Source organism: Paenibacillus sp. NPDC056722 (assembly GCF_042790635.1).
GTDB classification, from domain to species: Bacteria; Bacillota; Bacilli; order Paenibacillales; family Paenibacillaceae; genus Paenibacillus_AQ; species Paenibacillus_AQ agri.
On the sequence record NZ_JBHTYV010000010.1, the window covers coordinates 36,489 to 55,597 of the forward strand.

17 protein-coding genes and 1 pseudogene are annotated in these 19,109 nt (G+C 44.6%); 13 read left to right on the forward strand and 5 right to left on the reverse strand.

Features of this window, described 5'->3' with window-relative positions; all coding sequences use genetic code 11:
• Nucleotides 1–37: 37 nt before the first annotated feature.
• The 5 genes and pseudogenes from ACFRAM_RS21220 (at nucleotide 38) to ACFRAM_RS21240 (ending at nucleotide 6,569) form a co-directional block, all read left to right on the forward strand.
• Nucleotides 38–1,110: pseudogene (locus ACFRAM_RS21220) on the forward strand (sensor histidine kinase).
• Nucleotides 1,076–1,723, forward strand: coding sequence for a response regulator (locus ACFRAM_RS21225; protein WP_175369894.1), 648 nt, complete (start codon nucleotides 1,076–1,078; stop codon nucleotides 1,721–1,723). Before ACFRAM_RS21220 ends, ACFRAM_RS21225 begins: the two are co-directional and overlap by 35 nt.
• A gap of 215 nt (nucleotides 1,724–1,938) precedes the next feature.
• On the forward strand, nucleotides 1,939–2,787 hold the full coding sequence (locus ACFRAM_RS21230) for a YwmB family TATA-box binding protein (protein ID WP_379467821.1): 849 nt from the start codon (nucleotides 1,939–1,941) through the stop codon (nucleotides 2,785–2,787).
• 204 nt (nucleotides 2,788–2,991) lie between these two features.
• On the forward strand, nucleotides 2,992–4,542 hold the full coding sequence (zwf, locus tag ACFRAM_RS21235) for a glucose-6-phosphate dehydrogenase (protein ID WP_379467823.1): 1,551 nt from the start codon (nucleotides 2,992–2,994) through the stop codon (nucleotides 4,540–4,542).
• Between the two features lie 440 nt (nucleotides 4,543–4,982).
• On the forward strand, nucleotides 4,983–6,569 hold the full coding sequence (locus tag ACFRAM_RS21240) for a peptide chain release factor 3 (RefSeq protein WP_379467825.1): 1,587 nt from the start codon (nucleotides 4,983–4,985) through the stop codon (nucleotides 6,567–6,569).
• A gap of 122 nt (nucleotides 6,570–6,691) precedes the next feature.
• Here the strand turns inward: ACFRAM_RS21240 and ACFRAM_RS21245 are convergent, their stop codons facing one another.
• The gene (locus tag ACFRAM_RS21245; protein WP_379468029.1) at nucleotides 6,692–6,931 is read right to left on the reverse strand and encodes a small acid-soluble spore protein SspI; all 240 of its coding nucleotides are present in this window, start codon (nucleotides 6,929–6,931) and stop codon (nucleotides 6,692–6,694) included.
• Nucleotides 6,932–7,026: 95 nt separating this feature from the next.
• Here ACFRAM_RS21245 and ACFRAM_RS21250 point away from each other — a divergent pair, with 95 nt between their 5' ends.
• From ACFRAM_RS21250 to ACFRAM_RS21275, 6 genes are all read left to right on the forward strand, one after another.
• The gene (locus ACFRAM_RS21250) at nucleotides 7,027–7,725 is read left to right on the forward strand and encodes a potassium channel family protein (RefSeq protein ID WP_379468031.1); all 699 of its coding nucleotides are present in this window, start codon (nucleotides 7,027–7,029) and stop codon (nucleotides 7,723–7,725) included.
• A gap of 490 nt (nucleotides 7,726–8,215) precedes the next feature.
• Entirely contained in the window at nucleotides 8,216–9,010 is a 795-nt protein-coding gene (locus tag ACFRAM_RS21255) for a TrmH family RNA methyltransferase (RefSeq protein ID WP_379467827.1), read from the forward strand.
• Between the two features lie 1,447 nt (nucleotides 9,011–10,457).
• Nucleotides 10,458–10,874, forward strand: a complete 417-nt coding sequence (locus tag ACFRAM_RS21260; protein ID WP_379467829.1) for a GntR family transcriptional regulator — start codon at nucleotides 10,458–10,460, stop codon at nucleotides 10,872–10,874.
• Entirely contained in the window at nucleotides 10,871–11,557 is a 687-nt protein-coding gene (locus ACFRAM_RS21265) for an ATP-binding cassette domain-containing protein (RefSeq protein WP_379467831.1), read from the forward strand. Before ACFRAM_RS21260 ends, ACFRAM_RS21265 begins: the two co-directional genes overlap by 4 nt.
• Nucleotides 11,554–12,399, forward strand: a complete 846-nt coding sequence (locus ACFRAM_RS21270) for a hypothetical protein (protein WP_379467833.1) — start codon at nucleotides 11,554–11,556, stop codon at nucleotides 12,397–12,399. Before ACFRAM_RS21265 ends, ACFRAM_RS21270 begins: the two co-directional genes overlap by 4 nt.
• A gap of 24 nt (nucleotides 12,400–12,423) precedes the next feature.
• The gene (locus ACFRAM_RS21275; protein WP_379467835.1) at nucleotides 12,424–13,623 is read left to right on the forward strand and encodes a hypothetical protein; all 1,200 of its coding nucleotides are present in this window, start codon (nucleotides 12,424–12,426) and stop codon (nucleotides 13,621–13,623) included.
• Between the two features lie 323 nt (nucleotides 13,624–13,946).
• On the opposite strand, the gene ACFRAM_RS21280 is transcribed toward ACFRAM_RS21275, so the two are convergent.
• The gene (locus tag ACFRAM_RS21280) at nucleotides 13,947–14,525 is read right to left on the reverse strand and encodes a hypothetical protein (protein WP_379467837.1); all 579 of its coding nucleotides are present in this window, start codon (nucleotides 14,523–14,525) and stop codon (nucleotides 13,947–13,949) included.
• Between the two features lie 458 nt (nucleotides 14,526–14,983).
• Between ACFRAM_RS21280 and ACFRAM_RS21285 the strand changes: the two genes are divergently transcribed.
• The gene (locus tag ACFRAM_RS21285; RefSeq protein WP_379467839.1) at nucleotides 14,984–15,283 is read left to right on the forward strand and encodes an iron-sulfur cluster assembly accessory protein; all 300 of its coding nucleotides are present in this window, start codon (nucleotides 14,984–14,986) and stop codon (nucleotides 15,281–15,283) included.
• 303 nt (nucleotides 15,284–15,586) lie between these two features.
• Here ACFRAM_RS21285 and ACFRAM_RS21290 read toward each other — a convergent pair whose 3' ends face one another.
• The 3 genes from ACFRAM_RS21290 to ACFRAM_RS21300 form a co-directional block, all read right to left on the reverse strand.
• Nucleotides 15,587–16,744, reverse strand: a complete 1,158-nt coding sequence (locus ACFRAM_RS21290) for an MFS transporter (protein ID WP_379467841.1) — start codon at nucleotides 16,742–16,744, stop codon at nucleotides 15,587–15,589.
• A gap of 71 nt (nucleotides 16,745–16,815) precedes the next feature.
• A complete protein-coding gene (locus ACFRAM_RS21295; protein WP_175371435.1) occupies nucleotides 16,816–17,862 on the reverse strand; it encodes an LLM class flavin-dependent oxidoreductase in 1,047 nt (348 codons plus the stop codon).
• A gap of 63 nt (nucleotides 17,863–17,925) precedes the next feature.
• Entirely contained in the window at nucleotides 17,926–18,207 is a 282-nt protein-coding gene (locus ACFRAM_RS21300) for an ArsR/SmtB family transcription factor (RefSeq protein WP_175371449.1), read from the reverse strand.
• 119 nt (nucleotides 18,208–18,326) lie between these two features.
• Between ACFRAM_RS21300 and ACFRAM_RS21305 the strand changes: the two genes are divergently transcribed.
• Nucleotides 18,327–19,061: a nucleotidyltransferase domain-containing protein gene (locus ACFRAM_RS21305; RefSeq protein WP_379467843.1), complete on the forward strand. Its 735-nt coding sequence runs from the start codon at nucleotides 18,327–18,329 to the stop codon at nucleotides 19,059–19,061.
• Nucleotides 19,062–19,109: the final 48 nt, after the last annotated feature.

Sequence of the window (19,109 nt, forward strand, 5' to 3'; positions counted from 1 at the left end):
GGAAGGGGGCCCCCGGGTGGGAAAGAAGAACACGAATATGATTTCGCGCAGCATGGGTGAGGGGGCTCTGTTCTCCCTTGTCATGCTGCTCGTTATTCTGTATATCATGTATACATATGGTTATTTGAAGCCGTTCGAGAATTGGACGGTTGGGGTACGAACGGCGATTACGATGGTTCTGCTCCCTGTAGGTTTCGGTATGGGCTTCGGGTTCTATCAAGGTTTTCGCGTGAAGCGTAAGCTTGAGCGCCTTCGGGAGACCTTGGTCCTGTGGGAAAAAGGCAACCTGACGCTGTCCATGCCGCAACTTGGCGACGATGAACTCGGCAGGCTCGGTGAACAGCTGAGCCGGATCAGCGTCAAATGGGAAAATCAGGTGAACACCCTCCAGCGGCTGTCCACCAACAATGCGCAGCTTGCCGAGCAAGCGCGTGTCTCAGCGATTATCGAGGAGCGGCAGCGGCTTGCACGGGAGCTGCATGATGCGGTTTCGCAGCAGCTTTTTGCCATCTCTATGACGGCTACTGCGGTGGGTCGTACGCTTGAGAAGGATTTTGATAAAGCTCAGCGTCAGATTGCCTTGATCGAAGAGATGTCGGCAGTGGCCCAGTCGGAAATGCGGGCTTTGCTGCTGCACTTAAGGCCAGTATATCTGGAGGGCAAGGGATTGGAGCAGGGCCTGCGGGAGCTAGTCCGTGAGCTGCAAGAGAAAATGCCCATCGAGATTGTGTTCGAGATGGACCCTGATGTGCATCTGATGAAGGGGATCGAGAACCATTTGTTCCGCATTGTGCAGGAAGCCATCTCCAACACGCTGCGGCATGCCAAAGCTTCCAAGATGGAGATTCGATTACACCGCCGCGGAGATACGGTGCGGTTAACGCTGCGAGATGATGGTGTGGGCTTTGAGTTGGATGAGAACAAGCAGACCTCTTATGGTCTGTCGAATATGCAGGAGCGTATTATAGAGACTGGAGGTTCCATTCAGTTCATCACCGCGCCGGGCAAAGGAACACGCATTGAGATTACTGTACCGGTAGTCAATGAATAGGAGGGAAGGGTAGCAATGGAGGAAATGGAGACATCCATCAAGGTACTGCTAGTCGATGATCATGAGATGGTCCGGATCGGATTGGCTGCGGTCCTGGGTACCGAAGACGGTATTGAAGTAGTGGGAGAAGCAGGAAGCGGGGAGGAAGGCATACGCCTTGCCCATGAATATAATCCTGATGTTGTGTTGATGGATCTTGTCATGGACGGTATGGACGGTATTGAAACGACGAGGCAGTTGATGAAGACATTTCCCGATTGTAAAGTCATTGTACTCACCAGCTATTTGGATGATGAAAAAATGTACCCTGTAATCGAGGCAGGAGCCTTCAGCTATCTGCTCAAAACCTCACGGGCCACTGAAGTCGCGGATGCTATCCGCGCTGCGGCCCGGGGACAGTCTGTCTTGGAATCCCAGGTGGCTTCCAAGATGATGAATCGCTTCCGCAACGATGCGAAAGTAGAAGCACCGGCGTATAAAGAGCTGACGGAACGTGAGATGGAAGTGCTACGTCTGCTGGCTCAGGGTAAATCCAATCAGGATATCGCCGACCAGCTTATTATTGGAATCAAGACTGTGAAATTCCATGTGACGAATATTCTCGCCAAGCTGGATGTGGAGGACCGCACCCAGGCGGCCATTTATGCATATAAAAACGGACTTGCGGAGTAATCCGCAGGTTTTTTTATTACAGGTGAATCAATTTCATAAATCCATAAGTGAGCGTCTAATCATCGATATCAAGTTGTACATGGTTTAGGTATAACTTGATATTGTACCTATTCGGAATGAAATCCGAATTATGAAATGGATTCAGGTTTAAAATCTCTCATCCCCGGCCATCCTGTTTAGTAGATTGCTAGACCGGATGGAGAGGAAGATGGACGATGGGGAACGGGAACAAGGGAGCAGGGAAAGCGACACTGTTGGTGCTATGTTTGAGTTTTGCGGCGATCCTGGTGGCAGGATTCATTAATGAAGCGGAGGCTCAACCGCTTAAGGAAGTGGCCTCAGTACGCGCTGCTGTTGAAGGCGCTGATGCAAGAGACATTGGCGGAGTTAGCGGCATGGAAGAGTCTCTTTCTCTATTATCATTGCTAGGCCAGCAGGCTACGCAACCTGGCACCCCTATTCGTCTTGTTCTGAAATGGCAAGGTGAGTACAGTGAGGGGGATGACGTCCGTGCCGCAGGTCCTCTTACTGCTGTGGAGCTGGCCGAAGACCTTGGGCTAAACATTCCTACTGCTGTTGAAGAACATGGACATCTGATCTACCGTGCTACGTCCTCGCTGACAGAGGATACTTCGATTTCGCTCTTCTGGAGTGAGCTGGGTGAGGGCCACAGCTATGTGATAGCGACTTTGGAGACAGCAGATTTGATTAAGGCAGGAGATTGGCAGAATAAAGCTATACAGGTGGGTAAACTCATGCTGAAGAGTGGGATTGACGCTGAATGGAATGCTTCCCTGCAAGGGACGGCCAAAGAGCAAGGGGAGCCTAAAGAGGCGTTAATAGTGACTGAAAAGAACTTTGCTACCCGGGTTGCGGGGCTGGCTGAAGCAGAGAGTTACGAAGACGAAGCTACCTACAGTCGTTCTTACAAGGTGCCCGGGTTGCAACGCTTTGTCGTCAGCGGCAGTCACAACTTGGGTATGCAGGCGGCTGTCCATAGAGATGGTATCAACAATGAGAACAGAATAACCATCGGTTTTCCCCTGATTACGATAGAATATTAAGAACGACATCATATAAGTTGAATTATAGTCCATAATAAGAAAAGGTGATCGCTTTTGTCGATATCCCGAGGGTAATTGTCAGGAATGTGATAGCATCCTTTTTCGGAATATGATAAAATGGCATCACGCCGTTAAAGTGTTAATGCATGTATCCGGCGTTGAGAATGATTGTCAACTAAATTACATACAGAGAGATGAGGAGCCATGGCTGAAAATCAAACCCTTGATGCACTGCGTACACCCGGTGCTGTATTTTTTATCTTTGGGGCTACCGGAGACTTAGCCCGGCGTAAGCTGTTCCCGGCTATTTACAGTTTGTACCGTGAAGGCAAGCTGGCACATGATTTTGCGGTAATCGGCGTGGCGCGTCGTCCGCGTACTCAAGATGAATTCAGAGAAGACGTGAAAGAATCGATCGGTGAATTCTGCCGTTACCAGGCAGAAGACGAGAGCGAATGGAACGGCTTCGTCCAGCATTTTGAATACAAATCTCTGGACATCAATAATATTGACGGGTTCCGCGAGCTGAGTGCCCAGACAGAAGTGCTTGAAGGCAAGTTTGAAATTCCGGGCAACCGAATTTTCTACCTCGCGCTTGCACCTGAGCTGTTCGGCAGCGTGTCTAACAACTTGAAAGCCGGCGGTATGCTGGATAGCAGAGGCTGGAATCGCCTTGTCATCGAGAAGCCGTTTGGATATGATCTGGAATCAGCAGAGCAACTTAATGAGCAGATTCGTCAGGTCTTCAAGGAAGAAGAGATCTACCGGATCGACCATTATCTCGGTAAGGAAATGGTGCAGAACATTGAAGTGATCCGTTTTGCGAATGCCTTTTTTGAACCACTTTGGAACAACAAGCATATTGCCAATATCCAGATCACACTCGGTGAGACCGTGGGTGTCGAAGAGCGCGGCGGATACTATGATCATGCCGGCGCTCTGCGGGATATGGGGCAGAATCACATATTGCAACTCCTGACCATGATTGCCATGGAGCCACCTAGCCGCTTGCTGGCTGAGGATATCCGTGACGAGAAGGTCAAGGTACTCCGTTCACTCCGTCCTTACGCTAACTCCGAAGAGGTACGTGAGAACGTTGTGCGTGGCCAGTACACAGAAGGCTCGCATAAAGGTAAGACCCTGCCGGCATACCGTCAGGAAGATAAGGTAGATCCGGAGTCCAAGACGGAAACGTATTTCGCTGCCCGTGTATTCGTGGACAACTTCCGCTGGGCTGGAGTTCCGTTCTATATCCGTACAGGCAAACGCCTTCCGGTGAAGACGACGGAAGTGGTTGTAGAGTTCAAGGGTATGCCGACCAACGTCTATCTGGGTCAAAAGCATAAACTGGAACCAAACCTGCTCGTAATCCGTGTAAACCCGATGGAAGGCATCTATGTGAAGATCAATGCCAAAAAACCGGGCTCGGAATCCGAAATTCAGCCACTGGCAATGGATTTCTGCCAAAGCTGTATGGTGGGTATCAACTCACCAGAAGCTTATGAGCGTCTGCTGCATGATGCAGCTCGCGGCGATTCCACTTACTTTACGCGCTGGGACGAAGTATCGTCGGCGTGGTCGTTCGTGGACCGTATCGCCAAGGCTTGGAAGGAAGAGTCCAGCGAACTGGCCTCCTACCCAGCAGGCTCATGGGGCCCTGTCGAAGCGGATCAACTGCTGGAACAGGAAGGATTCCACTGGTGGCCGGTGAACGGCCAAGAAGAAGACAATGTAGTGTGGCGGCTGAATAACTAAGCTACGTAGCTGCACATATGTGTATAAATCTCCCTGCGGAAGCCCGCAGGGAGATTTTTTTGAAAATATAAGAATTATATGTTTCACACTATATATCATCCTTATATTTCTCGCTGAAACGGATATCGTCCCTTAGCGGACGGCAAAGCCATTTCTACTTGAATAACAGGAGTAATCGCTTGGGTGCAAGACATCAGACGTATATTTTACAAGAAACGGATGCTTGTCCTTTGTTTGAAGGCTAAACTAGTCGTTTCTTTTTACAAAGAGGGCTTTTATGTAGATAATCTCTACCCGATTTTGTTATACTTTAAAGGATGCTTGCATTTCATTAATTCTCCAAGTGAAGGGAAATGTAAAATGAGCAAATCACCGATTTGATGCAAACCTGGGGCAATTGAAAAAGCACCATGAATTTTATATATGAAGGGATATGTGCAATGAGTAAAGCTACGAATCAGGATCTGCAGAAGGAAGTGGATAAGCGCAGAACGTTTGCGATTATTTCCCACCCGGATGCCGGTAAAACGACTTTAACGGAGAAGCTGCTGTTGTTCGGCGGCGCGATCCGGCTGGCAGGAACGGTTAAAGCACGGAAGGCCAGCAAACATGCGACGAGTGACTGGATGGAAATCGAGAAGCAGCGGGGGATTTCCGTTACTTCCTCTGTTATGCAATTTGATTATATGGATCATCGGGTGAACATTCTGGATACCCCTGGTCACCAGGATTTCAGTGAGGACACCTATCGTACCCTAACGGCAGCAGATAGCGCGGTCATGCTGATGGACGTGGCGAAGGGTGTGGAGGCACAGACGATCAAGCTGTTCCAAGTCTGCGCCAAACGTGGCATTCCGATCTTTACCTTCATCAATAAGCTGGACCGTGAAGGCCGCAGTCCGTTTGACCTTATGGAAGAGCTGGAGCAAGTGCTGGGTATCCGTTCTGTGCCGATGAACTGGCCGATCGGTTCCGGACGTGAGCTATGCGGAGTATATGACCGGATGAAGAATCAGGTGGAGCTGTTCCAAGGCGATGATCACTCTGTGATCAAGGTACAGAAGGTTGAGAGTTACCGTGATCCGATTATTCGCGAAATGGCCGGAGAATATTTGCATGATCAATTGTGCCAGGATCTGGAGCTGCTGGATATAGCGGGCGACGCTTTTGACTATGAGAAAGTATTGCGGGGAGAACTTACACCTGTATTCTTCGGTAGTGCGATCAACAATTTCGGGGTACAGACCTTCCTGGATAACTTCCTTGAGCTCGCACCAAAGCCGGAACCACGCCGTAGTAATGCGGGTACCGTCGATCCAACGAGCGAGAAGTTCACGGGTTATGTATTCAAAATTCAAGCCAATATGAACCCGGCTCACCGTGACCGGATTGCCTTCCTGCGTATTGTGTCTGGCAAGTTTGAGCGTGGCATGAGCGTGAAGCATGTGCGGGCAGGCAAGGATATCAAGTTGTCCCAGCCGCAGCAATTTTTAGCACAAGACCGTGATATTGTCGAAGAAGCCTATCCGGGTGATATCATAGGTTTGTTCGATCCCGGGATTTTCCGAATCGGGGATTCGCTGAGCCAAGCTGGTGACATTGAGTTCGATGAGCTGCCAACGTTCTCACCGGAGATTTTTGCCAAGGTAAGTATTAAGAATGCCCTTAAATCGAAGCAGTTCCAGAAGGGTGTCGACCAATTGACCGAAGAGGGCATGATTCAAGTGTTCCGTACGGTTAGCTTCGACGATATCATTCTGGGCGTAGTTGGACAACTGCAGTTCGAGGTGTTCGATTACCGTATGAAGGGTGAGTATGGCGTGGATGTACAGCTGCAGCGGATGACTTATCAGTTCGCTCGCTGGATCGTGGACGAGAATGAGCCGGACCCAAGTAAATTCCGGATTAACTCGACGCTGGTCAAAGACAAGAAGGGTAACTACGTGGTGTTGTTCGAGAATGAGTATGCGATGCGTACAGCTATGGAAAAGAATCCGACAGCGAAGTTCTTGGAGACCGCCCCTTAACTTTTAGCAAGAAATTGTATTTCCCATAATCATCTGCTGTGATATTGATGAAAAACCTCCGCGCTCAGGTTGCTGGCTAGCATCCTGATGTTGCGGAGGTTTTTGGCTGATGGCACTCCAGATCAGGAAGTGGTCAGAGATCCGGGAGTCATCGACTTGAGATTTTCGTGCAGCAGCTCGATGACCTTATCTTGCTTGGCAGCGTCGAGGTGCTTCCAAGTGATCTCGAACATCACACCGAGGCCGGGAAGCGCAGCTTCAGGACCGTCGATAGAGCCTTCGATCATGCTGCGGAGATCACCTTCGGACTGCCCATGCACTTTATGAATAACCGCCTGCCGCAAATCAAGTGTAATTGGCATCATACAACCTCCTTAATAATTGAGCAAAGGGTTACAGGATATAATGTGCCCTGTCTGGGAGCTGAAAATTCAAGTTTTTAAGGCCTTATGCTATACTGTGGGGAGATGCAGACAGCAACGGGAGGTACATGGATATGACCAAAAAACAATATGCCATTATCGGCATGGGGCGTTTCGGCTCAAGTGTAGCCAAGGCGCTTAGCGGCATGGGGTTTGATGTGCTGGCAATTGATGCGGACGAGCAGCGGACGCAGGAAATATCGACCATCGTGACCCATGCGGTAACCGCGGATTCCACCGACGAAGAGGCGCTGCGTGCGCTCGGCATTCGTAATTTTGATGTGGTTGTAGTCGCGATCGGGGAGGATATCCAGTCCAGCATTTTGACCACATTGATCCTGAAGGATCTGGGGGTTCCGGCGATTCTGGTCAAAGCGAAAAGCGAGCTGCACGGTAAGGTGCTGAGCAAGATTGGCGCGGACAAGGTCATTTATCCGGAGCGGGATATGGGGATGCGTGTGGCGCATCATCTGGCTTCCCCGAACATTCTGGATTATATTGAGCTATCGCCGGATTACAGCATTCTGGATATGAAGGTATCCGGGCCGATGCTGGGCAAAAACCTGCTGGAGCTCGACATCCGAGCAAAATATGGCTGTAACGTCATGGCAATCCGCAAGGGTGAGGAAATGAATATCTCTCCTCGTGCGGAGGATCGTTTGGCTGAAGGCGATATTCTTGTTATCGTTGGCCGGAAAGATAATTTGGCGAAGCTGGAAATGGCTTATTTGTAGAGGAGCTGGAGGCGTGGGGGCTTTAGAACCAAAACGCCTCCTTGGTTTACTGGGATTTCATCTATCCAAGATGAAAAATGGGCTGAAAAGCTCAACTTCACTCAATAGGGCATTGGAATAACGGGAATTTCTCATGTTATTTTCATTAAATCCGCTTCTTTTCTAAAAATAACTGGAAAAAATCCTGTTAATCACCTTATTCTGCCCAATTAAGGGATGGAAGAGGTGGATTAACAGGATAAATTCCCGTTATTTATGATCAAAACCTTGAAAGTGAAAAATTAACGGTATATTTTCCCGTTATCAAAGCCCTGGGGTACTGGGGAAACGGAAGTGTTTGCCTTTAAAGCCCGATTTCAACTTCTAATTTCTCTTGTGTTTAAGAAATCGGGCTTTAACAGCGACCATAAGGATCCTTCGAGCCCGTAGCGATCCAATTAAGCGCCTATCACTAATTTCGTTGTTGATTCGAAAAAGAAAGGAAGACCTTATGGAAATCATGTCTCCGCAAAATACGCGGGTAAAAGAATGGGCCGGTCTGCAGGAAAAAAAGCACCGTGACAAGGCTCATAAATATATCGTTGAGGGCGTTCATCTGGTACAAGAGGCACTGCTGGCTGAGGCCGATGTGGAGATTCTGGCCTTTGACCTCGATAAGGGAATGCCAGCCGAGCTGAAGGATCACCTTCAGGCTGTGCAAGGCATGGAAGTGGTCGGTGTATCGGCTGCGGTCATCGCCAAATGCAGCAGCACTAATACACCGCAGCCGGTGTTCGCCATCGTGCGGAAGGAAGGGCACGGGGCGGAAGCTATCCTGTCTGTGAAGGATAGCTTCGTAGTGGTCCTTGACGGCGTGCAGGACCCTGGCAACGTCGGTACCATTATCCGCAGCGCCGATGCCGCTGGTGCGGATGGGGTGATACTGGGTCAAGGCTGCGCCGACCTGTATAATCCGAAGACCATCCGGTCTACGATGGGCTCAATGTTCCATCTCCCGATTATAGAGGGAGATCTCGCAGAGATCCTGCCGCAAGCGCGCGAGCGGGGGGCGCTGCTGGTGAGCACTTCGCTGCAAGGCGAAGAATCGTGCTACAGCCACGATTTTCATGGCAGCCAGTGGCTGTTGATTGGTAGCGAAGGCAAGGGCATCTCGCCACAGACCGCGCAGCTCGTGGACAAGAGCATCATCATCCCGATGGCTGGCCGGGCGGAATCGCTGAATGCAGCGATGGCGGCCACAATTTTGTTGTTTGAGGGGATGCGCCAGCGGGGAGGTAAACATTAAACAATTCCTGTCCAATCCCCAAATAATTGTCCCTGAATAAAAACAACTGTCTCTAAACCACCAAAGACTGGATGCTGGTTGATGCTTTACCCAACCAACTCCCCAGTCTTTTTCTCTTTTTATTAAGAACTTTCTCAAGCCTTTTCTTATGTTTTCTCAAGCAAGAACCCAAGCCTGTCAAGGATTTTCACGCTTTTCCCTCAAGCTGAACCCCAAGCTTTTCCCCTGGGGTTCGCCCTTTATCTTTCCTCTTATTTTTATCTCGTTTCGTTCACAAATGAACCAGTTTTTTCTCCCTAGTGACCTGACATGAAAGGACATGAATTTTTATCCTAGAAATTGGGTTGATACCTTGTGGGGCAAAGGATTGGGACGAGTTGGAGAAGGGCAAGTTTTGAGACAGTATTTTTTTCGTTCTTACAGGGAGTTTAACGAAACAATAATTTCTGTCCACCTGTGAGTTGTAATTCATCTTGTCACCGTTGGAACGTAGTTTGTCACAGGTTTGTAACGATTTTTGGCACAAGTATTTCAGTCCTGATGGTCAAGAAACCCTTGATTTATCAGGACTTTTTTATAATTTTCTTTGAGTATTTTCAAAGGTGCTCTAAATGGCTAAAACTGATTTTGGGTTCAAAAGTTCATGGAACAATTGTTGGCACAAATGGTAGTGTGAGGCGGTTAAATGAACACTATCGGGGTAAAATATTAGAACTTTTTTTGCTATCTCAATTGGACTTATTACTATATATTCATTACCTCAAAATGATTTTCTTTTTTTCAAAAAAATCATTGTGGATTATGAAAGTAAGAACGCAGATGAGCTGAAGAAAATTATTCAATTGCTGAGTCAATCGATTTCATTACCATTTGTAATATCATCTTCTTTATTTAAAATAATAACGGATTGGTTGCTTTTAATGAAAAAGAGAGGTTTTTTTGAAAAGTGGTTCTCTAAAATAAACAAGCTGATTTACGAAACTCAGGACCAGGTTCGTCTGTGTTTGAATATTGTAGGAAGTAAAGAAATTAAAGAATGATGATGGATCTGATTCATCCTTGCCTTACGATATATGGTGTGTAAAAGGCGTAACCCAAAACATGTACCTACTACATGTTCTGGGTTACGCCCTTTTTTATTTATAATTTCTGTAGAGGAGAATCTATAATGCTAAGTAATAAGGCGGTTTAACAAATTTATGGATATACTTTCCGGGAGGAATTGGTGTCCAAATCAAATAAAGAATTAGACTAAACTTAGAGAAATGTGCTATTAAAGGTTGATTTTCATCGGATGAATTGCACAAAATACAATAGCTAAGAACAATAACTCCAGAAGACTGCGTTCAAAATTAATCTATTGACACAAAAGTGTATTACACATATAGTACATTCATAAGATGTATGAACCACTTAGTACACACACTTACCTTATGGAGTTGGTTGTATGACAGAAGAACAGAAGTCAGGTGTTAGCTTTAATATTCGAGAACCCGTATATATTCAAGTTGTCCGTTACTTCAAGGAACAGATTGCTACAGGGCAAATCGGAGCGGGAGACAAAATCCCTTCACGGCGCGAACTGGCATCAGTAATGAAGATTAATGCGAACACGGCGCAGAAGGCTTATAAGGAAATGGAGGAACAGGGATTGATCGTAACAGAAGGGAATTCCCCGAGTCGAATTACACAGGATCAGCGGATTCTAAGCTCGATTCGCGCTGAATTAATCGAAAGTGCAGTGGATATATTCATCAGCTCCATTCAGAATATTCAAATTCCAGTTGAAGAACTGGTAGATATCATAAAGACAAAATATACATCCGAGCGAAAGTTATCTCCAGAGGATGGTGACACAAGATGATCCAAGTGAATCAGATGGTGAAGAATTATGGATTCAAAAAGGTACTAAATGGCGTTAGCTTCACTGCTGCCAAGGGTGAAATTACCTGCCTAATCGGAATCAATGGTGCCGGGAAGTCAACGGTGCTGAAATCCATCATGGGACTGACACCACACAAGGGTGAAGTCTTAATCGATAATGTATCATTAACACCTGTGATGTATGAGACAATCACTTTCATTCCAGATTCGTTAACGATGCCCTCCAATATGAGAATTGCTGATTGCTTGAGCTTTATGGCTGACTTTTATCGGAATTGGAACGCTGAACGTGCCAAGGAATTACTTAAGCTCTTCCAATTGAGCTCTTCGGATGGGGTATCCTCATTGTCGAAGGGGACGGCTGCGAAGTTAAATTTGTTGCTCGGACTTGCCTTGGATTGTGATTACATCCTAATGGATGAACCGTTCTCGGGGATTGATATGTTCAGCCGCGAGCAAATTATTGATGTGTTCACAAGTGAATTGATCGAGGATCGTGGTGTGATTATTACAACTCATGAAATTAACGATATTGAGCATTTAATTGATAAAGCGGTCTTGCTACAGCACGGAAAGGTAGAACGCGAATTCTACTGTGAAGAAGTTCGCGAGCAGGAAGGTAAGTCCATTACGGACGTAATGAGAGAGGTGTACATGAAATGAGAGCTTTTGTGAAGCTATTAAATTTTGAAATGAACCGATTTTCCAAAATATATTTTGGACTCATGGTGCTGACAGTCGCCTTACAACTTGCAGCAGTCACCATCGGTGCTAATCATTGGCTAGATTCTGCGAATGAGGCAATGAGAATGAATCAATGGACCCTTGAGCAATATCACAATGTAACTGGATATATTCAGCTAAATAGTACAGTGTCCAGTCAATATAATGTACTTCTATATTTCGGACCTATATTTTTGAGCATAACAGTGTTGCTAATATACAGCTGCTTCATTTGGTACCGTGACTGGAAAGGTAAAAATACGGTAGTATATCGCCTGCTCACGTTGCCATCCAACCGGGCGAATTTGTATTTTGCCAAGCTAGTTACGATCTTGATCTTCGCATTTGGACTTGTCGCCCTGCAGATTGTCCTTGTTCCACTGGAGCGCTTGATAGCACAGTCAATTCTTCCCGCTGAATTATATCGGAACATCTCGGTATTTGATTATTTAAAGTTTCCTAATGTGCTTAAAGTTCTGATTCCGCCCTACTTTTCTGAGTTTGTACTATACTATGGACTGGGTATCGCAGGCCTGATCGTCTTATTCACAGCGATTCTAATGGAGCGGAGCTACAGACTGAAAGGAATCGGCTTAATTATACTATACTTTGCGCTTCTAGCTGGATTAGCCTCAATACCCTATCAAATGGGTTACAGCCGGTACGATAGCTACTTCTATCCAGGAGAAATCATAGGTGTTTGTCTCGGATTAATAGTGATCATTGCTGGAGGTTCGCTTTGGTACAGCTTGTATCTATTGCGTAAGAAAATATCGGTATAATTGAAGGGTTACGGAGGTTATGGGATGAAAAAATATATAGTTAACGCCGTTCTTGTAGTGTTCGCGGTGATTACAATCGGGACGTATTATGTACAGGCTTCACAAGAGACACTACCTAATTATAAGCTGACGATGGTTCAAGGGGATGCTTCCTTCGTTGAAGGTATAGCTTTATACGGCAATTACTTGACTAAGGATAGTGTATTTGGCATCAAAGGAGCTTATATCACTACAAACGGTACAGATTATCCAAATGAAAAGCCAACGATAAGCCAAAGCTTAAACCAAAGACCAGTGAAAACGCAACTGGATGAATGGATAGATCAGCATCGTCAGTTCATGCGTGGAAAGAAGAACTTAGCTGGGTTCTATGAAAATCAGGATATACTTGCTTATATGGATTGGACCGTGGATCAGCAGCAATCAAATAATTCATCAGCGAAGAAGAAAGCTACGCTCAGTATTTCTGTGCTTAACAAGCAAAATGACAATACGCAGGAAATCAGATCCGATCTTAATGTAGATCATGATGTTTCAGATATCTTTGTACAAAATGTACAGCTTGTTGATCAACAGCTTGTTGCAATGGTGTCTTTGAATCACAGCGCTAAAGGTTATGTATCTGAACCGCAGATTATCCGCGTGAATCTAACAACAAAGGAGATTACGAATGAGCCGCTCGTATTACCAGGAGCTAAATCTGTAGCAACAAATGGGGATAATCAATACGTAAGGTTAGCCAATCAAAACCTGGATTACACGGATCAATGGATTTTAAATGTTAGCAAGGATAATCATAAAAAGGCATATCAAGTGGATGTTAAAACAGGACAAATCTCGCCTCTCGCGTTCCAAGGACATGAAATGTTATTGAATAATATTATGGATACCTATGGACAGAAAATTTATTTCCTGCAAAAATCTGTATCAAGTAAGGGGAATATAGGATTCACTGTTATTTCTTACGATCTAGTGAGTAAAGAATATGAGACAGTTCTGAAGAATACAAATATAGATTTAAGTGAAAACATTACCTATGGTTTTAAGCAAAATTATCTCTATATTGTGGGTTATAAGAATTTCAAAGGTAATCGTCTATATGTATTCAATTTGACAAACGGTAACCTTGAATACGAAGGAAAAGCAGTGTCAACAGAGTCTGCAAATCAGGCTGAAGATGAAGCTAACATGGATTTGAGTTTTATCGATCTCGGTCAGTATTAGAATTATTTTAGAAAAATAGAGGATTGTGATATGTTTGTGACTGAAACTTACCTGCGGTTAAAAGAAAATAAAGTTTTAGTCTGACCCTAGAAATTGAAACAGCGACAGCAAAGGACGGGAAAATAATGTCCTAGACTGTCGCTGTTTCATTGAACTAACGTTTCTGTTAACGTAATAAATATTTGCTAATAGTTATTTCTGAATGTTTGAAAATGCCCATCAAAGTTATGTTATAGTGCTTCTTGTTTAAAATAGCCTACATTGCTATGTATCAGATTGCCAATTCCATTATCCTGTATGTTTAGGTAAAAACCGCCGGAATATTAACTTATTAAGTCTGTTGATTTGGTTCTTAAATCTTGCTCTTCCCAGTAAAACTTAGGTTCTTTCTTTGCAGCCTTAAAAAATAAAGGCAGAATATCTTTTCTAATGTCCTGTGAAATTTTAAGATGCAGGGCTTCTGCCACTTTTTTTTGTATCTCATCATAATTAGAAAAAACATCCCCGAAAGCATCCAAAAACTGCTCACGTCCTTCAAGCTCATATTCCACAATATCTTCGTTGAGAAATTCTGGATTATGATTATACAACAGAGTATAGTTATACCAACTGTAAGCACAATTTAATATCAATTCCAAAAACTCTTGAACATTTTCAGCTACACGACCACATTCATCCGCCTGACCAGAATAAGCAATACTACTATCTTCTAACAATATATACTCTCCGCCCCCTCCATCTTTACAGAATGCCATGCCAGGGATACTAAATATATACCGATAGTTAAGCATGTAAGGTGTTTGCAATTTGTCATAAAAATCTAAACATAGTATTGCGCCAATCTGTTCTGCAAGTTGTTCATTTTCTTTAATGGTTGAGAGAAGTTTTTCAATTTCAGTCATGTCCATAATCCCCTCATAATATCTGATTTACGAACTTCGTAAAAGCATTCGTAGTGCAGTATTCTCCAAAGCGAACAAACTATCCTGCCCGCTAGCTTAAATAAATTTCGAGTCTAATGCTTTATTCAACAGTGCCTGACTGCCGATCTTTGTGTAGAGTTCTAATACTTATCTTTCTTCTAACATTTGGCCCATGGCAATGTATAGAATTCCTTGTCGTGACTTTTATATAGAAGTTCTTGTCATAAGGGCTTTTGGGAGTACGGAAGTGGCAAGTGAGCATCAAATTTTAAAAGCGGTTCACAGCACGTCGGCTCTCTTTTTGTATGCGACAGTCCTTAATGTAATGGCAACAGAGGCAATTCATTAAACTGCCGCACTAAATTATATATAGCACCTTAAGTTATGTTATAATGAACTTCTTACTGTAAATTAAGACGAATAGAGGTCGATTGAGGATGAAGTGCAAAATTAACCGTAATGCAGCTAAAGTTCTAAAAGATATGCTAAACAGTCAAGAAGCTGAAGGAAAGATGATTAGGGTAATTATTACTCAGAATCATGGCGATCACGGCCACTATGATGTAGTACTTGATACACCAACTGAACATGATGAAATTATCGCAACAGATAAGGATATTAATGTATTGTTGGATACACGCGAACCGCTTCTGGATGGTGTCTGGATTCAATACTTTTATGTTCCACAGGAGGGTTTCTTCATCACGAATCCTTCTACGGGATTTCTTGAAAAATAAGCATTGAAGCTTATAGAGTATTACAGCAAGCCGAGCAGATTTCAGGTATTCCTGAAGTCTCTCGGCTTTTTTAATTTTATTCCGATTGCTTGTTACCAAGACTCATCCGTTTTGTTATCCCGCTAAGGACCAGCTGGAATGTGTCTAATAAATATCCACGACAGGAGAGGAGAGTTAGTTCTCATATATTGAAATAGCCCCTGATGAAATGGTTGAGGGACCTCCATTTCACCAAAAGGGCGATTTGAAATAAGAATTGTGCAGAGGGGTCTACACAAATCTTATTTATTATATTATTCAAAATTAATTCGCAGTTTGTTTTCGCATAGCAAGCGATATTATTGCCGGGAGGATTGCAATGGCGACACCAATTGCGCCAACCACGCCGACCGCTTGCAGTGAGAATTTTTCCACAACCAGACCACCAATGACAGCTCCCACAGCCATTCCAAGTTGTACGATGGAGGTGTTCAAGCTAAGAAGAATTCCCGATGCTTTGGGCGCCATGCCAATCAGATACACTTGTTGAGCGGGAAAGGTAGACCAGGCGAAAAATGACCATAACATCAGCAAAGGAAAGACAGCAGCCGTAATATGAGCGAATGCGGTCATAAGGAGCAGAATACCAGCGTGGAATAGCAGGCTTCCAATCAAAGTACGTGGAATCCCCCATTTATCTGCGCCGTATCCTCCAACCTGGGAGCCAAGCAGACTGGCTATACCGAAAGCAAACAGCCCGATACTCACCAGGTTATCGCTCATTCCAGTAATGCTGAGCAGAAATGGTGTGATGAACGTGTAAATGATAGTGTATCCCATGATCCAGAAGAAACTGATCGATAAGGTTAATGAAAGCCGCGGATTTTTCAACAAGGCGAGTTGTTCTCTAAGCGGTACAGCTGCTTCTCCTTTGGACTTTGGAATAGTGAATGAAATGATCAGCATCGCGATCAAGCTGAGTACACCAATTCCGAGGAAAATCATTTTCCAATCGTAGGTGCTGGCAATAACTCTTCCCAGAGGAACGCCCAAAATAAGCGAAAGGTTAAATCCAAGCAGAACAGTAGCAATGGCGCTGCCTTGTTTGCCTGGCTGGGCCATTTGAGCAGATACCGTTAGCGCAACCACCATAAAGACACCGGTGCCTAATGCTAAGACGACTCGTGCTACAACCAGCATCGTATAGCCGGTGGTTAAGATTGTGATCAGATTTCCTATAAAGAATAGGACCAAAGCAGCCAACATGAGTTTTCTCCGGTCTATTTTTGAGGTAGTGGCAATGAGAATAGGTGTACCAATCGCGTAAGCAATCGAGTAAACCGTAATAAGTTGGCCAGCAGCCGCAAGTGTTACGCCTACATCGCTAGAGACCCGATCCAGTATCCCGGATATTACAAATTCTGAAGTCCCCACTAAAAAACTTACAATAGCTAATATATAGATTTTCCACGTGTTATGCATTATTTTGCCCCTTTCGATTTTACATTTCTAGAAACATGGAATTGTTAGCTGGAAAAATAGATGAAGTTCACTTATTTAGCCAATTCCTTGCGTACAATGGGTGCTACTTTTGTGCCGAAAAGCTCGATCGTTTTTAACAAATCACTGTGAGGCAGCGTACTAAAGTCAACATACAGAAGAAAACGGGTCAAGCCCAGTTGCTGTACTGCACGCACGATTTTTTCGGCCACGTATTCTGGATCTCCAACATAAAGAGCGCCACGAGGGCTCAACGCATCCTCATACGTGCTACGTGAATACGCTGGCCAGCCGCGTTCTTTGCCAATTTGATTCATTTGATCTTCCATGATGGGGAAATACTTTTCTGTAGCTGTTTCGAACGAATTTGCAATAAAACCATGCGAATGACAGGCAATTTGCAAATCATTGAGATTATGCCCTGCTTGTTCAGCAGCTTGACGATATAACTGCACTAGTGGAGCGAAACGCTCCGGCATACCTCCAATAATGGAGAAAATGACTGGAAGACCTAGCTGGCCGGCACGGATGGCCGACTCTGGACTACCGCCAGTAGCAATCCACACAGGAAGCGCAGGCTGTTGCGCACGTGGATATACGCCCATATTTTTAAGTGGTGCACGGAGATTACCTGTCCATGTTATTTTCTCTGCGGATCGGATTTTAAGTAAAAGATCCAGCTTCTCTTCGTATAATTCTTCATAATTGTTCAGGTTATATCCGAAGAGGGGAAAGGATTCGACGAAAGAACCACGTCCAGCCATAATCTCAGCCCGGCCATTGGTTAGGTTATCCAGTGTGGCGAAGTCCTGATAGACACGAACTGGATCGGCAGAAGACAGCACCGTTACGGCACTGGATAGCCGAATATGCTTAGTTGTGGAAGCGGCAGCAGCCAAGATAACTGCTGGAGATGAACTTGTGTAGTCGTTGCGATGATGTTCACCGATGCCATAGACATCAAGGCCAACCTGATCAGCCAGTTGAATCTCTTCAATGGCTTGTCGTAGCCGCTCGGCTGGTAAAACACCTCCAGCTTCAGGTCTGGTATGAAGAAATGTTGTTATTCCAAGTTCGATGCCTTTTGAGTTTTTTTGCATTTTTGCTCGCTCCTTTTTTGTATTCTACATTTCTAGAATAATAGAATTATATCTGAAAAAAATTTACACCAAAATATATGGCGCAAATTTCTCTGCAACTTCGTGATTAACACTATAGTGAATAAACGGACCGCTCTTTCGGGACTGAATTAAGCCTGAATCCGTCAGTTGCTTGAGATGATGTGATAATGTTGAAGCTGCCACGGTTTCAAGGCCTTCACCAATAGCAGTCACACATTGATTACTTTCCCGTACCAGCATCAATGCGATTTTTAGTCGTGTAGGTTCACCTAAAGCCTTGAATACTTTAACAGCTTGCAGTATCTCATTGTCAACTTGAGCCATCATGGTCTCCTTTCTTATCATCATTTCTACTATTCTATAAATATAGAAATGATATTAACATCTTATTTCTACAGTGTAAAGATCAAAATTTAATTTATAATAAATTATGGAGGTGTCTAATGGATTCTATTCGCTTGATCAAAAGTGAAATTCATCGCAATTTAGTTATGGAGATATACGAAGAAGTTATTCAGGATCACGAAGCGATTGGCTTATTGCTTCAAGGTTCGGTAGCAAGAGGTGAATCCTACGAAACTTCTGATTTGGATATGTACATATTGTTGAAGGAGGGGTTAAGCAGACCCTTTCTAGCAGAATTCAGACAGGGCATTTACGTTGAACTTAAATATTCAGATATAGAGGTGGCGACCCATAAATGTGAAGGTGGACCTATGGGGATGTACAATTTCTTGGATTCAGTCATCCTCCTTGATCACGAAGAGCAGCTCCAACAACTCATAGAACGATCCAAACAGCTTTTCTCCGGGTATAAAACCCCTGTCACAGAAATGAAATCGATAAAATATTGGCTTGAGAGCACTCTGATTAAAATCAAAGCGGCTCAAATGTCAGGAGATGATTTAAAAGCTGCTTTTGTTGCGGGAACTACTTCATGGAAAATCCTCGAAGGGGTTTGGGCAGCCAGCAATAAGCCGATGCCTCCCAATGGTTCAGTCCTGTTTTATCTGAAGGATATGGAGATGCTATCTGATGATCTGAAGAACTTAATTAAAAGTCTCTTCGTTGGAGAGGCCAGGGAACGGATAGAATCCTCCATCCAAATTATCGAATGGGTTACTCTAAGTTTAAATGATCTTATAAATATGCGAGAAAATAAGCCAGTCTCCCTTTAATAAACCGCCCCCCCACTGTTAGTCGTTCTAACAATCGGGTTGCAGTTC

Bases quoted from the DNA above. Each gene is read 5' to 3' on its own strand.
- ACFRAM_RS21225 (WP_175369894.1), top strand. From the start codon at position 1,076: ATGGAGACATCCATCAAGGTACTGCTAGTCGATGATCATGAGATGGTC.
- ACFRAM_RS21230 (WP_379467821.1), top strand. From the start codon at position 1,939: ATGGGGAACGGGAACAAGGGAGCAGGGAAAGCGACACTGTTGGTGCTA.
- zwf (WP_379467823.1), top strand. From the start codon at position 2,992: ATGGCTGAAAATCAAACCCTTGATGCACTGCGTACACCCGGTGCTGTA.
- ACFRAM_RS21240 (WP_379467825.1), top strand. From the start codon at position 4,983: ATGAGTAAAGCTACGAATCAGGATCTGCAGAAGGAAGTGGATAAGCGC.
- ACFRAM_RS21245 (WP_379468029.1), bottom strand. From the start codon at position 6,931: ATGCCAATTACACTTGATTTGCGGCAGGCGGTTATTCATAAAGTGCAT.
- ACFRAM_RS21255 (WP_379467827.1), top strand. From the start codon at position 8,216: ATGGAAATCATGTCTCCGCAAAATACGCGGGTAAAAGAATGGGCCGGT.
- ACFRAM_RS21260 (WP_379467829.1), top strand. From the start codon at position 10,458: ATGACAGAAGAACAGAAGTCAGGTGTTAGCTTTAATATTCGAGAACCC.
- ACFRAM_RS21265 (WP_379467831.1), top strand. From the start codon at position 10,871: ATGATCCAAGTGAATCAGATGGTGAAGAATTATGGATTCAAAAAGGTA.
- ACFRAM_RS21270 (WP_379467833.1), top strand. From the start codon at position 11,554: ATGAGAGCTTTTGTGAAGCTATTAAATTTTGAAATGAACCGATTTTCC.
- ACFRAM_RS21275 (WP_379467835.1), top strand. From the start codon at position 12,424: ATGAAAAAATATATAGTTAACGCCGTTCTTGTAGTGTTCGCGGTGATT.
- ACFRAM_RS21280 (WP_379467837.1), bottom strand. From the start codon at position 14,525: ATGACTGAAATTGAAAAACTTCTCTCAACCATTAAAGAAAATGAACAA.
- ACFRAM_RS21285 (WP_379467839.1), top strand. From the start codon at position 14,984: ATGAAGTGCAAAATTAACCGTAATGCAGCTAAAGTTCTAAAAGATATG.
- ACFRAM_RS21290 (WP_379467841.1), bottom strand. From the start codon at position 16,744: ATGCATAACACGTGGAAAATCTATATATTAGCTATTGTAAGTTTTTTA.
- ACFRAM_RS21295 (WP_175371435.1), bottom strand. From the start codon at position 17,862: ATGCAAAAAAACTCAAAAGGCATCGAACTTGGAATAACAACATTTCTT.
- ACFRAM_RS21300 (WP_175371449.1), bottom strand. From the start codon at position 18,207: ATGGCTCAAGTTGACAATGAGATACTGCAAGCTGTTAAAGTATTCAAG.
- ACFRAM_RS21305 (WP_379467843.1), top strand. From the start codon at position 18,327: ATGGATTCTATTCGCTTGATCAAAAGTGAAATTCATCGCAATTTAGTT.